The organism is Cellulomonas sp., from assembly GCF_036279715.1.
Lineage (GTDB): Bacteria > Actinomycetota > Actinomycetes > Actinomycetales > Cellulomonadaceae > Cellulomonas_A.
Window position 1 is genome coordinate 1 of sequence record NZ_DASUIR010000081.1, and the last position, 13,925, is coordinate 13,925.

The 13,925-nt window shown below is 71.9% G+C and carries 16 protein-coding genes; 3 read left to right on the top strand and 13 right to left on the bottom strand.

The features are described 5' to 3' along the window. Together VFW79_RS08370 and VFW79_RS08375 are read left to right on the top strand one after the other, a co-directional pair. The coding region (locus VFW79_RS08370; protein ID WP_329676855.1) for a DUF4162 domain-containing protein at nt 1-370 on the top strand (370 nt) is incomplete at its 5' end. Beyond that, nucleotides 367-1,203: an ABC transporter permease gene (locus VFW79_RS08375; protein WP_329676856.1), complete on the top strand. Its 837-nt coding sequence runs from the start codon at nt 367-369 to the stop codon at nt 1,201-1,203. The genes VFW79_RS08370 and VFW79_RS08375, both read left to right, overlap by 4 nt. Nucleotides 1,204-1,230: 27 nt before the next feature. On the opposite strand, the gene VFW79_RS08380 is transcribed toward VFW79_RS08375, so the two are convergent. From VFW79_RS08380 to rpsB, 7 genes are all read right to left on the bottom strand, one after another. Then, entirely contained in the window at nt 1,231-1,785 is a 555-nt protein-coding gene (locus tag VFW79_RS08380; protein ID WP_329676857.1) for a DivIVA domain-containing protein, read from the bottom strand. Continuing rightward, nucleotides 1,782-2,915, bottom strand: a complete 1,134-nt coding sequence (gene rlmN / locus VFW79_RS08385) for a 23S rRNA (adenine(2503)-C(2))-methyltransferase RlmN (RefSeq protein WP_329676858.1) — start codon at nt 2,913-2,915, stop codon at nt 1,782-1,784. The genes VFW79_RS08380 and rlmN overlap by 4 nt, the downstream gene beginning before the upstream one ends. 44 nt (nt 2,916-2,959) lie before the next feature. Further along, nucleotides 2,960-3,799, bottom strand: a complete 840-nt coding sequence (locus tag VFW79_RS08390) for a phosphatidate cytidylyltransferase (protein WP_414647920.1) — start codon at nt 3,797-3,799, stop codon at nt 2,960-2,962. Nucleotides 3,800-3,819: 20 nt separating this feature from the next. After that, nucleotides 3,820-4,377, bottom strand: coding sequence for a ribosome recycling factor (gene frr / locus VFW79_RS08395; protein WP_329676860.1), 558 nt, complete (start codon nt 4,375-4,377; stop codon nt 3,820-3,822). A gap of 54 nt (nt 4,378-4,431) precedes the next feature. Next, entirely contained in the window at nt 4,432-5,190 is a 759-nt protein-coding gene (gene pyrH, locus VFW79_RS08400; protein ID WP_329676861.1) for a UMP kinase, read from the bottom strand. A gap of 92 nt (nt 5,191-5,282) precedes the next feature. Next, nucleotides 5,283-6,128 carry a translation elongation factor Ts gene (gene tsf / locus VFW79_RS08405; RefSeq protein ID WP_329676862.1) on the bottom strand — a complete coding sequence of 282 codons (846 nt, stop codon included), beginning with the start codon at nt 6,126-6,128 and terminating at the stop codon, nt 5,283-5,285. 49 nt (nt 6,129-6,177) lie between these two features. Beyond that, a complete protein-coding gene (gene rpsB, locus VFW79_RS08410; RefSeq protein ID WP_329676863.1) occupies nt 6,178-7,194 on the bottom strand; it encodes a 30S ribosomal protein S2 in 1,017 nt (338 codons plus the stop codon). A gap of 472 nt (nt 7,195-7,666) precedes the next feature. Between rpsB and VFW79_RS08415 the strand changes: the two genes are divergently transcribed. Beyond that, nucleotides 7,667-8,248, top strand: a complete 582-nt coding sequence (locus VFW79_RS08415; RefSeq protein WP_329676864.1) for a M23 family metallopeptidase — start codon at nt 7,667-7,669, stop codon at nt 8,246-8,248. A gap of 14 nt (nt 8,249-8,262) precedes the next feature. Here the strand turns inward: VFW79_RS08415 and whiG are convergent, their stop codons facing one another. The 6 genes from whiG to VFW79_RS08445 all read right to left on the bottom strand — a co-directional run bounded on the left by whiG (nt 8,263) and on the right by VFW79_RS08445 (nt 13,873). Next, nucleotides 8,263-9,231 (bottom strand): RNA polymerase sigma factor WhiG, encoded by a 969-nt coding sequence (gene whiG / locus VFW79_RS08420; RefSeq protein ID WP_329676865.1) that lies wholly within the window; start codon nt 9,229-9,231, stop codon nt 8,263-8,265. Next, a complete protein-coding gene (locus tag VFW79_RS08425) occupies nt 9,228-10,160 on the bottom strand; it encodes a tyrosine recombinase XerC (protein ID WP_329676866.1) in 933 nt (310 codons plus the stop codon). The genes whiG and VFW79_RS08425 overlap by 4 nt, the downstream gene beginning before the upstream one ends. A gap of 157 nt (nt 10,161-10,317) precedes the next feature. Next, entirely contained in the window at nt 10,318-11,532 is a 1,215-nt protein-coding gene (gene dprA / locus VFW79_RS08430) for a DNA-processing protein DprA (RefSeq protein ID WP_329676867.1), read from the bottom strand. Continuing rightward, the gene (locus VFW79_RS08435) at nt 11,529-13,067 is read right to left on the bottom strand and encodes a YifB family Mg chelatase-like AAA ATPase (RefSeq protein ID WP_329676868.1); all 1,539 of its coding nucleotides are present in this window, start codon (nt 13,065-13,067) and stop codon (nt 11,529-11,531) included. The genes dprA and VFW79_RS08435 overlap by 4 nt, the downstream gene beginning before the upstream one ends. Continuing rightward, the gene (locus tag VFW79_RS08440; RefSeq protein ID WP_329676869.1) at nt 13,068-13,424 is read right to left on the bottom strand and encodes a YraN family protein; all 357 of its coding nucleotides are present in this window, start codon (nt 13,422-13,424) and stop codon (nt 13,068-13,070) included. Between the two features lie 125 nt (nt 13,425-13,549). Then, nucleotides 13,550-13,873 carry a DUF2469 domain-containing protein gene (locus VFW79_RS08445; RefSeq protein ID WP_109130219.1) on the bottom strand — a complete coding sequence of 108 codons (324 nt, stop codon included), beginning with the start codon at nt 13,871-13,873 and terminating at the stop codon, nt 13,550-13,552. Nucleotides 13,874-13,925: the final 52 nt, after the last annotated feature.

Sequence of the window (13,925 nt, forward strand, 5' to 3'; positions counted from 1 at the left end):
CGGCTCGATCGTCGCCGAGGGCACCCCCGAGGAGCTCAAGCAGCGGGTGAGCGGCGACGCGGTCGTCCTGACGTCAACCCGGCCGGACGACGTCGGGCGCCTTGTTGCGATCGCCGGCGAACTCCCCGGAGCGGGGGTGCCGACCGTCGAGGGCACCGTGGTGGAGGTGCGCGTCCCTGCGGGTCGCACGCTGCTCGCCGGCCTGCTGCGGGCGCTCGACGCCGACGGCATCGACCTCGCCGGGGTCGAGCTGCGCAGGCCGACCCTCGACGACGTCTTCCTCACCCTGACCGGACGGTCGCTGCGTGACGGCGAGCGGCCCGACGGTCCCGTCGACCACACGCCGACCACCGACGGAGGGGCAGCATGACAGCCACGACAGGACCCACGGTCCTCGAACCCCACGGCCCTCGACCGATCCGCGGCACCGAGCCCTCCCGCGGGACGTTCGTCCGCGACACGCTCGTGGTCTTCCGCCGAGCGATGCGCATCTCGCTGCGCAACCCGGTCTGGTCGATCATGGGTCTGCTCCAGCCCGTCCTGTACCTCAGCCTGTTCGGCCCGCTGCTCGAGCCGCTGGCTCCTGCGCTCGGCGCGGCCAACGCCTACCAGCTGTTCGTCCCCGGGCTCCTCGTCCAGCTCGGGATGTTCGGGGCCCTGTTCGTCGGCTTCGGACTCATCGCCGAGTGGCGTGACGGCGTGATCGAGTCCGAGCGGGTCACACCCGCCCCGCGCTCGGCGCTCGTGCTCGGCCGGGTCCTTCGGGACGTCCTCGTGATCCTCGTCCAGGGTGTCGTGCTCGTCGCGACGGCATTCCTGTTCGGTCTGGACGCACCGCTCGGCGGCATCGCTCTGGGCATCGTCTCCGCGGCGCTGCTCGGTGCCGCGTTCGCGTCGCTGTCCTACGCGGTCGCCCTGAACCTCAAGAGCGAGGACGCGCTCGCGCCGCTGCTCAACGGCATCGCGCTGCCGCTCCTGCTGCTGTCCGGAATCCTGCTGCCGATCACCGCCGCGTCCGCGCCCTCGTGGCTCAACAACCTCTCGGACGTGAACCCGCTCAAGCACATCGTCAGCGGCATCCGGGCGGAGTTCGCGGGCGACATCACGAGCTCGACCGCCCTGTGGGGCTACGGGCTGACCGTCGTGCTGGTCGGCCTCGGCCTGTGGTTCGGGACGCGCACGTTCCGCAACGAGGACGGCTGAGAGGCTGCCGCGCAGGGAGCCCCCGGCTCACTCCGCGCCGAGCAGCACCTCGACCGCGCGATCGAAGAACGCGTCCACCGAACCCTCGGCGTAACCGGCCCGACCGTTGCGCCGCCGGAACGTCGCCGACCGGACCTCCTGCGCCGTGAGCGGCGCACCGCGGTCGAAGTACGCGACCAGTCGACGGCACAGTGCGTCCACGTCGGCCGGCTCGTAGCCGGGCTTGCGCGGGTGGGCCGGGGCGAAGCGCTCGCCGTCCGGCCGCGTCAGGCGCGCGTACAGCGTGCGGGCCTGCTCAGCGAGACGCGCCATCCAGGCTGCCTGGCCCTGCTCCGCGAGGAAGTCGGCGCGAGCGCGCGCCACGAAGGCGGCCTCGAGCCGGTCGAGCGCCGCGTCGACCGCCGACGTCTGGTAGCCGCGCCGCACCAGGTCGAACGCGACCGAACGAACGTCCTTCCCGGACAGCGCGCCCGCCGGACCGCTCTCGTAGACCGCGCGCGCGTGCTCGAAGAAGTCGTCGACCTCATCCGGGTCGTAGCCGCTGTGCAGGCCGGAGACCGTTCGGAACATCGTCTCGCTCACCCTTCCTCCTCAGCGGCGAGCTGGCCGCATGCGCCGTCGATGTCACTGCCCCGCGTGTCCCGGATCGTCGTCGGGATCCCGTGCGCGCGCAAGCGTCCCACGAACTCGCGCTCGACGGCGGGGTCGCTCGCCGTCCACTTCGAGCCGGGCGTCGGGTTCAGCGGGATCGGGTTGCAGTGCACCCAGCCGCGGCCGCGGGCATTGAGCTTCTCGCCCAGCAGGTCGGCGCGCCACGCGTGGTCGTTGATGTCCCGGATGAGCGCGTACTCGATCGACACGCGCCGACCGGTCGCCTCGAAGTACCGGTGCGCGGCGTCGAGGGTCTCGTCCACGCTCCACCGGGTGTTGATCGGCACGAGCTCGTCGCGGAGCTCGTCGTCGGGAGCGTGCATCGAGACGGCGAGCGTCACCGGGATGCCCTCCTTGATGAGCTTGTCGATCGCCGGGACGAGGCCGACCGTCGAGACCACGATGTTGCGCGCGGACATCCCGAACCCGTCGGGCACCGGGGCGACGAGGCGGCGGACCGTCTCGATGACCGCCTTGTAGTTGGCGAGCGGCTCCCCCATGCCCATGAACACGAGGTTCGTCAGGCGCGTCGGGCCACCCGGAAGCTCGCCGTCCGCGAGCGACCTGCCCGCCGACCGCACCTGCTCGACGATCTCGGCCGTCGACAGGTTGCGGGTCAGGCCGAGCTGGCCCGTCGCGCAGAACGGGCACGCCATGCCGCACCCGGCCTGGCTCGACACGCACAGGGTCGCGCGGTTGGGGTAGCGCATGAGGACCGACTCGACCTTGACGTCGTCGAAGAGGTGCCACAACGTCTTGACGGTCGTGCCACCGTCGGCAGTCAGTGTCCGCGTGGGAGTCAGCAGGCGCGGGAACAGGTCCCCGACGAGCTTGTCCCGCGTCGCCAGCGGAAGGTCCGTCATGGCCGCGGGGTCGGCCGTGAGGTGGGTGAAGTAGTGCGTCGCGAGCTGCTTGGCTCGGAACGGCTGCTCCCCCAGCGCCGTCACGGCCTCGACCCTCTGCTCCGGCGTCAGGTCGACGAAGTGGCGCGGCGGCTTGCCGCGGGCACCACGGGTCGGCGCGGCAAGGTTCAGGGTGATGGGTGTGGGTGTCCCGCTCATGCCGGGCACCCCCTCTCGGTCGATGGCTGTGGGACGCGCACGGGTCAGCTCACGACCGGCTGCAGCACGTTGAGGATGAGGTAGACGGCCGGCGCCGTCAGGAGCATCGAGTCGATGCGGTCCAGCACGCCACCGTGACCCGGCAGCAGCGAACCCATGTCCTTGAGCTCGAGGTCGCGCTTCAGCAGGGACTCGGCGAGGTCGCCGATCGACGCCGTGAAGACCGTGGCTGCGCCGAGGAAGACGCCCACCATCGGCTCACCGTGGAACAGCAGCTGCAGTCCGACGACGCCGACGAAGCACGCGAGCACGATCGAGCCGAGCAGACCCTCCCAGGTCTTGTGCGGGCTCACCGACGGTGCGAGCGGGTGACGCCCGATGAGGCTCCCGACCGCGTACCCGCCGGTGTCGCTCGCGACGCACAGGAGGATGAACAGCAGGACTCGCGACGCGCCGTCGGGCATCGCGAGCAGGAGCATGACGAAGCCCGCAAGGAACGGCAGGTACGCCGCGGCGAAGGTGCCGGCGGTCGAGTCGCGCAGGGCGGGCTCGCCGTTCCCGTCGAGCACCCGCCACACGACGACGCCCCCGACAGTGAGGAGGAACGCCACGAACAACGCCTCGGGGCCCGCCGTGTAGGCAGAGACGAGGATCCCGACGTCTCCCACCAGCAGCGGCAGCAGCGGGAGGTGGATCCCGCGGCGACCGAACGCCTGCGCGAGCTCCCAGAGGCCGGCGCCGACGGCGAGAACCGCCAGGAGGACGAAGGCCTCCTTGCGGAAGAAGAGCGACGCGATCACGACGGCGATCAGCGTCACCCCGACGACGATGGCGACAGGCAGGTCTCGGCCGCTGCTCGGGGTGCGGGTAGCGGTCGTCTTCACGGCGGGTGCGACTATCGACATCAGACCTCGAGCAGCTCGTTCTCCTTGGAGGCCAGCACCGTGTCGATCACGTCGACGTGCCTCTTCGTGAGGATCTCGAGCTCCTTCTCCGCGCGCACGACCTCGTCCTCACCCGTGTCGCCGTCCTTGATCATGCGGTCGAGCTCGTCCTTGGCGCGACGACGGATGTTGCGGACCGAGATCTTCGCGTCCTCCGCCTTCGTCCGGGCGAGCTTGACGAAGTCCTTGCGCCGCTCCTCGGTGAGCGCGGGCAGCATCACGCGGATGACGTTGCCGTCGTTGGACGGGTTCACGCCGAGGTCCGAGTCGCGCAGCGCCTTCTCGACGGCGGTCATCGAGGACTTGTCGAACGGTGCGATGAGGATCGTGCGCGCCTCGGTCACGTTGAACGACGCCAGCTGCTGCAGCGGCGTCGGGGTGCCGTAGTAGTCCACGAAGATCCTCGAGAACATCGCGGCGTTCGCGCGTCCCGTCCGGATCGTCGCGAAGTCCTCCTTCGCGACCTCGACCGCCTTGTCCATCTTCTCCTCGGCCTCGAGGAGGGTCTCGTCGATCACCGGTGCTCCTTCATGTGCGTCGCGTGCGTGGGCTGTTCCCGGGCCGAGCATCGTTCAGCTCGCGGTGACCAGCGTGCCGATCTTCTCACCCTGCAGTGCGCGTGTGACGTTGCCGGGCTCGGTCATGCCGAACACCCGCATCCGCACGTCGTTGTCCCGGCACAGGCTCAGGGCGGTCGCGTCCATGACCTCGAGCCCGTTGACCAGCGCGTCGGTGAACGTCAGGTGCTCGAGCCGGACGGCGTTCGGGTCCGTGCGGGGGTCCGCGCTGTAGACCGCGTCGACCCCGTTCTTGCCCATGAGGACCTCCTGGCAGTGCGTCTCCAGGGCGCGCTGCACCGACACGGTGTCCGTCGAGAAGTAGGGCATCCCCGCGCCGGCGCCGAAGATGACGACCCGACCCTTCTCGAGGTGCCGGATCGCCCGCAGCGGGATGTACGGCTCGGCGACCTGGCCCATCGTGATCGCGGTCTGCACCCGAGTCACCACGCCGGCCTGCTCGAGGAAGTCCTGGAGCGCCAGGCAGTTCATCACCGTGCCCAGCATGCCCATGTAGTCCGCGCGTGCCCGGTCCAGCCCGCGCCGCGACAGCTCGGCGCCGCGGAAGAAGTTGCCTCCGCCGACGACGATCGCGACCTGCACGCCGGAGCGCACCGCGATCGCGATCTCGGCGGCCACGCGCTGGACGACGTCAGGCGCCAGCCCGACCCCGCCGCCGCCGAAGGTCTCACCGGACAGCTTCAGGAGGACGCGCCGCGGCTCGCCGGTCGGCACCCCCGCGGGAACGGTCGGCTGTGTCGTGTCCTGGGCCACGGCTCCTCCATCTCTGCGCTGTGCTGACTTGGGCTGTTCGTGACGGTGGCCCCAGCCCAGACGGGCCGGGGCCACCGATCACGCGTCGTGGATCAGGCTCCCACGCGGAACCGCACGAAGGCGGTCACATTGCCGCCGACCTCCGCGAGCACCTGGCTCACGGTCTTCTTCGGGTCCTTCGCGAAGGCCTGCTCGACGAGCACGTTCTCCTTGAAGAAGCCGTTGAGGCGGCCCTCGATGATCTTCGGGAGCGCGGCATCGGGCTTGCCCTCGTTGCGCGCGGTCTCCTCGGCGATGTGGCGCTCCGAGGCGACGAGGTCCGCGGGGACCTCGTCGCGCGAGAGGTACCGCGGCGAGTACGCCGCGATGTGCGTCGCGATGTCCCGGGCGACCGACGCACCTGCAACGTCGGTCGCGACGAGGACGCCGACCTGCGGAGGAAGGTCCTTGTTGACCTTGTGCAGGTAGACCTCGACGTGCTCACCGGCAACGCGACCGACGCGCCGCACGACGAGCTTCTCGCCGATCATGCCGGCGGTCTCGTCGACGACGTTCTGGAGCGTCGAGCCGTCGACCTCGGCTGCGAGCAGCGCGTCGGCATCCCGTGCACCCGACGCGACCGCCACGCTGATGACCTTCTCCGCGAGCGCGAGGAACGTGACGTTCTTCGCGACGAAGTCGGTCTCCGAGTTGATCTCGACGAGCACGCCGGACTGGCCCTCGCCGTCCGCCGTCGGCCCCACGTGGGCCGCGACGAGACCGTCGGAGGCCGAACGGCCCTCGCGCTTGCCGACGCCCTTGAGTCCCTTGACCCGGATGATCTCGAGCGCCTTGGCCGAGTCGCCGTCCGCCTCCTCGAGCGCTTTCTTGACGTCCATCATCCCGGCGCCGGTGGTCTCCCGGAGCGCCTTGATGTCAGCGAGGCTGTAGTTAGCCATCAGTGTTCCGTCCTTGTCGTGATGTAGAGGCAGTGCGGATGGACCGACGTCACTCGGACGCGGTGTCGTCCGCGGTCTCGGCGGCGGCAGGCTCGACGACCTCGGCAGCGGGCTCCGCAACCTCGGCAACGGGCTCAGCCGCGACCTCGGCAACGGGCTCGACGGCCTCGGCAGCAGGCTCGGCCGCCTCGACGACCGGCGCCTCGACGACAGCAGCAGCCTCGACCGGCGCGGCCTCGGCAACGGGCGCGGCCTCGGCGACGGGCGCGGCGTCAGCGGCCAGCCCTGCCTCGGCGCCAGCGAGCAGCTCGCGCTCCCACTCGGCCAGCGGCTCGGCGTCGGCGTCGGCCGGGGCGTCCGTGCCGGTGCGTGCGGCGTGACGCTTCAGGAGACCCTCGGCGGCCGCGTCCGCGATGACCCGCGTCAGCAGCGAGACGGCACGGATCGCGTCGTCGTTGCCCGGGATCGGGTAGTCGACGACGTCGGGGTCGCAGTTGGTGTCGAGGATCGCGACAATCGGGATGCCGAGCTTGCGCGCCTCGTCGACGGCGAGGTGCTCCTTGTTCGTGTCGACGATCCACACGACCGAGGGAACCTTGTTCATGTCCCGGATGCCGCCCAGGGTCTTCGCAAGCTTGTCGCGCTCGCGACGCATGATGAGCAGCTCCTTCTTGGTGAAGGAGCTCCCCGCGACGTCGGCGAAGTCGATGAGCTCGAGCTCCTTGAGGCGCTGCAGGCGCTTGTTGACGGTCTGGAAGTTGGTGAGCATCCCACCGAGCCAGCGCTGGTTCACGTACGGCATGCCGACGCGCACGGCCTGCTCGGCGACGGGCTCCTGCGCCTGCTTCTTCGTGCCGATGAACAGGATCGTCCCGCCGTGGGCGACCGTCTCCTTGACGAAGTCGTAGGCGGTGTCGATGTAGGTCAGCGACTGCTGCAGGTCGACGATGTAGATGCCGTTGCGCTCGGTGAAGATGAAGCGCTTCATCTTGGGGTTCCAGCGGCGGGTCTGGTGCCCGAAGTGGACACCGCTCTCGAGCAGCTGGCGCATGGTCACGACGGCCATGGCACGTCCTTCCGCGCGCGCACCGTGAGGTGCGCGCAACTGAGCAGGTCCGCGTGCGGACCCGCATCTCGGTTGTCGGCAGCGGCCGGTCGGCCGATGCCCCTGGCGTCACGCCGTTGCTGGCGCCGGGCTCAACGAGCCCGGACCGGTGCCAGCGCAGACCCTCGACCCCCACGTAGCCACCCGGCGGGACCAGGTCGATGACGGGGATGGAGACGGTGACGCGCGATGTCGACCAGCACGTGCCAGTCGCGTGCGTCAGTCTAGCGGACACGACGAGGCGTGCGGTCCGCTCCCGATCCATGGAGAACCGACGCCCGACCGGGGGCCCGAACGGGCCGATGCGCGACCCACGCACGACCGAGGCCCGATGAGGCGCCCGACCACCCCCCGACCGTCCACGTCGCACGCCGCTCCACAGGCTGAGGACGCCCGCCCGATCTACGCCGCCCCGACACTTCACCGTGAGCGGATGACCTCGACCCTCGCCGTTGCCGGCGCCGCTGCAGCTCTCGCGCTCGCCGCCAGCGCCCTGCCGTGCGGCCTCCCGGTGCCCGCCGGTTCCGCGGCGGGCGTCGACCGAGCGATCGTGGCGGTGGCTCCAGGTGCGACCGGTGTCGCACGCGCCAGTCCCGTCGCGCCGACCTACGCGCCTCCCCTCGACGGGCCCGTCACCGTCGTGCGCGCCTTCGAGGCACCACCCGCCCCCTGGGCCGCCGGTCATCGGGGCGTCGACCTCGCGGCCCCCGACGGCACGCCCGTGCTCGCCCCGTCCGACGGGGTCGTGACCTTCGCGGGACCCGTGGCCGGTCGGCCCGTCGTCGTGGTGAGCCATCCGGACGGTCTGCGCAGCAGCCTCGAACCGGTCGTCGGATCCGTGCGAGTCGGCGACCCCGTCACACGAGGCCAGGTCGTCGGGATGCTCGCGGACGTCTCCGCGCACTGCGCGCCCCGACGATGCGTGCACTGGGGCGTGCGCGCCGGCGAGACCTACCTGGACCCGATGAGCCTGCTACCGATCCACGGGCCGGTCGTGCTCCTGCCGCTCGACTGAGCGCCAGGCACCGGTCAGATCCGCTCGCTCTCCGAGAGCTTCGCGCGCAGGCGCAGCATCGCCGCGGTGTGCATCTGGGAGATGCGGGACTCGGTGACGCCGAGCACCCGGCCGATCTCCGCCAGGGTCATGCCCTCGTAGTAGTACAGGACGAGGACGATCTTCTCGCGCTCGCTGAGCTGCTCGATCGCGCGAGCCAGCAGGAACTTCGTCTCCTGCACCTCGAACGAGCCGGCCGGGTCCGGCGTGCGGGAGTCGCCCAGCATGTCGATCAGCGTCACCTGGTCCGAGCGCTCCGCGCCCGAGCCGATGAGCTCGTCCAGAGCGACCACGTTCACGGTCGACAGCTGGGTGAAGACAGCGCGCAGCTCGCCGACCCCGAGCTCGAGTCGCGCGGCGACCTCGACCTCGCTCGGCGTCCGGTGCAGCTCGCTCTCGAGCTCTGCGTACGCACGGTCCACGGCGCGCGCCTTGGTACGAACCGACCGCGGGACCCAGTCCATGGCGCGCAGCTCGTCGATGATCGCGCCGCGGATCCGTGCGCTCGCGTAGGTCTCGAACTTGACGGCGCGGTCGAGCTCGTACTTCTCGATCGCGTCGATGAGACCGAACATCCCGTAGGACACGAGGTCGGCCTGCTCGACGGAGCTCGGCAGACGCATGCCCACGCGCGACGCGACGGCAGTCACGAGAGGTGCGTAGTGCAGGATCAGCCGCTCCCGGACGAGTCGCCCGGCACCGGCCTTGAACTCCTGCCAGGCAACCGTGATGGGGTCGACCTCGAGCGCCTCGATGCTCTCCACGAGACCCTGCGGGCCGAGCTGCTGCGGGACGGTGTCGCGCTGATGCGTCGGTGCGCCGAGGCCCCTGCGGGGACGCGGGACGACGCCGTCGGGCGCGGCAGCCGAACGCCGCGTGTGCGCGGCCATGGACACGACCGTTTCCGGCTGCGCAGTCACGTTGTCCCCCAGTTCCTTCATCATGCGCGTGGATGCGCCAGCTCGAATGACGTACGCAGGCGCTCAGCCGTGACGTGCGTGTACCGCTGGGTCGTCGCGAGGCTCGCGTGACCCAAGACCTCCTGGACGCTGCGCAGGTCGGAGCCGCCCTCCAGCAGATGCGTCGCGGCTGTATGCCGCAAGGCGTGGGGCGCGACGTCGTCGACGCCGGCGAGCGCCGCGACCGCGTGCGCCACCGCGCGGATCTGGCGCTGGTCGGCCCGCCCGCCACGACGGCCGAGCAGCAGCGCGCGACCGGCGACGTCACCGGCAAGCGCAGGGCGCCCTCGGTCGAGCCATGCCTGCACCGCCTGGGCGGCCGGCACCCCGAACGGGACGACGCGCTCCTTGTCGCCCTTGCCGACGACGCGCAGCGTCCGCTCGGCCAGGTCGAGGTCGTCCACGTCGGCTCCGCAGAGCTCGCCGACCCTCGCGCCCGTCGCATACAGCAGCTCGAGCGCCGCCCAGTCCCGTAGATGGACCGGGTCGGAGTCCTGCGCGCGCGTGCGCGCGACATCGAGCAGCCGGGCCGTCGCGTCGACGCCGAGGACGGTCGGCAGCGGGCTCGCCGGGCGTGCGCTCGCGAGCCGAAGCGCGGGGTCGGTCGCCACGCGTCCGGTCCGTCGCGCCCAGTCGAAGAAGGTCCGGGCCGCAGCCCCCCGGCGCGCCAGGGTCGCTCGGCTCCGCTCGGCCGCCGCCATGGAGGCGAGCCACGCGCGCAGCAGCCCCAGGTCGACGTCCGCGATCTCAGGCCTGCCATACCGACCGGCGAACGCCATGAGGTGCTCGATGTCGCCGACGTAGGCGCGCACGGTGTGCTCCGAAAGGCCCCGCTGCGCCCTCAGATGCATGGCAAAGTCCGCGACAGCGGCATTTCGCACCGTTGCCGCGCCCGTGCCCGCGGCCGAGTGCATGCCCCTACCGTGCCGTGCCGGACATGTCACTTACAAGCGAGGCCAACCAGACTTCACCCGTGTCTGGGCGATACGCGGCGCCTTGTCCGATTCCCGATAGAACGATGCACGGCTCGAGCGGGCTGCGGCGACTGCCCTACAGCTCGTTCGTCGAACGTCAGGCGCGACCGCCTGCGCCGCTGCGAACGGACCTGGCCCATCCTGCACCGACGCGGCGCACGAGACCGGCGAGCTCGAGGGCGCCCAGTGCGCCCCGGACCTCGCCCACCGTCAGCCCGGCCGTGCGTGCGAGCTCGTCGTGCCCCGCGGGCGAGCGGCCCGGCAGGGCATCGAGGAGCCGGCGCGACGCCCAGTCGAGGTCGTCGCCGTCGCGGTGCTCGCTCACCCTCTCCTCCAGCAGGTCCTCGCCCGCGCGCCCCGCCAGCTCGAGGACCTCCGCCGCGTCGGTCACGCAGACCGCCGCGCCGTCCCGCAGCAGCCGGTGGCACCCCGCGGAGGCCATCGAGGTCACGGGCCCGGGCACGGCCCCGACAGGTCGCAGGAGCGCGATCGCATGGTTCGCCGTGCTCAGCGCACCCGACCGCCAGGCTGCTTCGACGACCACCGTGGCCCTGCTCACAGCCGCGATCAGCCGGTTGCGCATGAGGAACCTGCCCTTGCTCGGCACGCCGCCCGGGGGGACCTCGCTCAGCACGCTCCCGCCCTGCTCGAGGATGCGCTCGAGGAGCGGCGCGTTGCCCACCGGGTATGCGCGGTCGACGCCACCCGCCAGCAGCGCCACGGTCGTCCCACCCGCAGCCAGAGCGCCGCGGTGGGCGGCCGCATCGATCCCGTAGGCGCCGCCCGAGACCACGCACGTCGAGTGCGCGGCGAGGCCCGCGGCGAGATCGACCGCGACGCGCTCGCCGTAGGACGTCGAGGCCCGAGCCCCGACGAGCGCGACCGAACGGTCGAGCGACGCCGACACATCACGTCGTCCACGGACCCACAGGCACATCGGCGCGGCGGCGCCGAGGTCGTCGAGACCGGGCGGCCAGCCCACCGACCCGGGGTGCAGCACGCCGCCGCCCAGACGGTCCATGCGCTCGAGGTCGCGGGTCGGGTCCAGGTCGACGAGTCGCCCTGCCCAGCGCCCGACCGCGGTGCCGAGACGGCGCCGCACGTCGTCCAGCGAGGGCTCGGCTTCCACGAGCGCCGCAATGAGCGGCGCGGCGTCTCGGGACGTGGCCGCGCCGCGCGCCCAGGCCAGTGCGCGACCCGCACCGAGCGCCCTGACGAGCGCGCCCGCGACGGCGTCACCCGGCTCGATCAACCGGCTCCACGCCACGCGGGCCATGAGCTCGTCGTCCGCGGTGATCTGCGACGCGTTCATGCGAGCCCCTGACCACGAGTGCGCAGCAGCAGTGCCTGCCCGATGTCGTCACGCCGGGGGCCCTGCCGTCCGGCCAGGTCGGCGAGGGTCCAGGCGATCCGGAGCACCCGGTCGACGCCGCGCAGGCTGAGGAGCCCGCGGTCGAGCGCACGGTCGAGATCGCTCACGAGCCGGCGATCCGGTCCCAGCCGCTCACGCATCCACGCACCCGGCACCTCCGCGTTGGTCCGCCAGGGCGTTCCAGCGAGTCGCTCCGCCTGCGCGGTGCGGGCAGCCGCGACGCGCGCCGCGACGATGCTGCTCGCCTCCGCGACACTCCCGGGGTCGAGCGCAGACCGGGACACCGGGAGCACGTCGACCTGGAGGTCGACCCGGTCCAGCAAGGGCCCCGACAGCTTGCTGAAGTACCTCCGGCGCTGCTCGGACCGGCAGGTGCACTCGAGCCCCTTGCCGACCCCGCGGCCGCACGGGCACGGGTTCGCCGCGAGCACGAGCTGGAACCGGGCAGGGAAACGCGCCACACCCGAGGCGCGATGGATGACGAGCTCGCCGTGCTCGAGCGGCTGACGGAGCGTCTGGAGGACCGCGGTGGAGAACTCGGGCGCCTCGTCCATGAACAGCACACCGCGGTGCGCCCGGGACGCCGCGCCAGGCCGTGGGACGCCCGAGCCGCCCCCCACGATGCTCGCGGGAGTCGCGGTGTGATGAGGGTCCTCGAACGGCGGGCGGCGCAGCAGTCCGCCGCCCGGGTCGAACGTCCCCGCGACCGAGTGGACGGCGGTGACCTCGACCGCCTCGGCCTCGGTCAGGTCCGGCAGGAGGCCCGGCAGGCGCGCGGCGAGCATCGTCTTGCCGGAGCCGGGCGGGCCGACCATCAGCAGGTGGTGACCGCCCGCGGCCGCCACCTCGAGCGCCATGCGTGCCTCGTCCTGGCCGAGCACGTCCCCGAGGTCGGCATCCGGCGCCGCACGGGCGACCTCGAGGTGGTCGGAGGGCACCGGGACGACGTCAGCGACGTCGATGCCGGCCCCGTAGGCATGGGCGACCTGGGCCAGGCTGTGAGCGGCCACCACGACGGCACCCGGGACGAGACTCGCCTCGGGCGCGTTGGCGGCGGGGACGACGACCCGACGGTGACCCGCGGCGACAGCCGCCGCCACCGCGGGGAGCACGCCCCGGACCGGTCGCAGCCGTCCGTCGAGCCCGAGCTCGCCGAGATGGACCACACCGCGTGCCGCCGCTGGGTCGATCAGGCCGGCGCCGGCCAGGGTCGCGACGGCGATCGCGAGATCGAACCCCGACCCCGACTTCGGAAGGCTCGCCGGCGAGAGGTTCACGGTGATCCGCCGGTTGGGCCACGGCAGCCCGCTCGAGGTCACCGCCGCCCGGACGCGGTCGCGCGCCTCAGCGAGGGAGGCGTCGGGCAGGCCCACGAGCGAGAACGCGGGCAAGGACGCCGCGAGATGAGCCTCGACCTCGACGACGTGCCCGGCCAGGCCGAGCAGCGAGACAGCGAGAGTGCGACCCAGCACCACTCACACCACCCCCACGAGGTGATCGACCTGCGCGGCGCCTCGACCGGTCACGAGCACGGCCATCACGTCGATCCGCACCGAGGCGGGATGCACGTCGTGAGCAGCGAGCCACTGGGCGGTCAGCCGTCGCACCCGCGCGAGCTTGCGGGGGGTCACCGCCTCGGCTGGGCTGCCGAACGTCGCGGTCCGGCGGGTCTTGACCTCGACCGCCACGAGCTCGCTGCCGTCGAGGGCGACCAGATCGAGCTCGCCACGCTCACCGCGCCAGTTCCGGTCGAGCACGACCCACCCGGCGTTGCGCACATAGGCCGCCGCCACGTCTTCCCCGTACCTGCCGACCGCGTCCTTCGCCCGCATGGCGACCACCTCCGCCGCCGAGCATCGCGGGCCGGGTCCGCGGTCATGCCGCAAGCCCCCCCGTCGGTGGAAGCCGCGAGCTCCCGCCGGGCTGTGGGCAGGTCAGGGGACGAAGCCGCCACCCGTCAGCGGACGAACCCGCCACCGGCCCCGAGATCGAGCTCGGCCTTCGCCAGCTCCTCGACGTTGACGTCCTTGAACGTCACGACGCGCACCGACTTCACGAACCGCGCCGAGCGATACACGTCCCAGACCCACGCGTCGGCGAGCGTCACCTCGAAGTAGACCTCGCCCGCCGCGGACCGGACCTGCAGGTCGACGTGGTTCGCGAGGTAGAAGCGGCGCTCGGTCTCGACGACATACGAGAAGAGCCCGACAGCATCGCGGTACTCGCGATACAGCGCGAGCTCCATGTCGGTCTCGTAGTTCTCCAGGTCCTCCGCGCTCACCGGGCCATCATCCCCCATCGCCGCGCAGGTCGTGTCACACGCGGCCCCGACC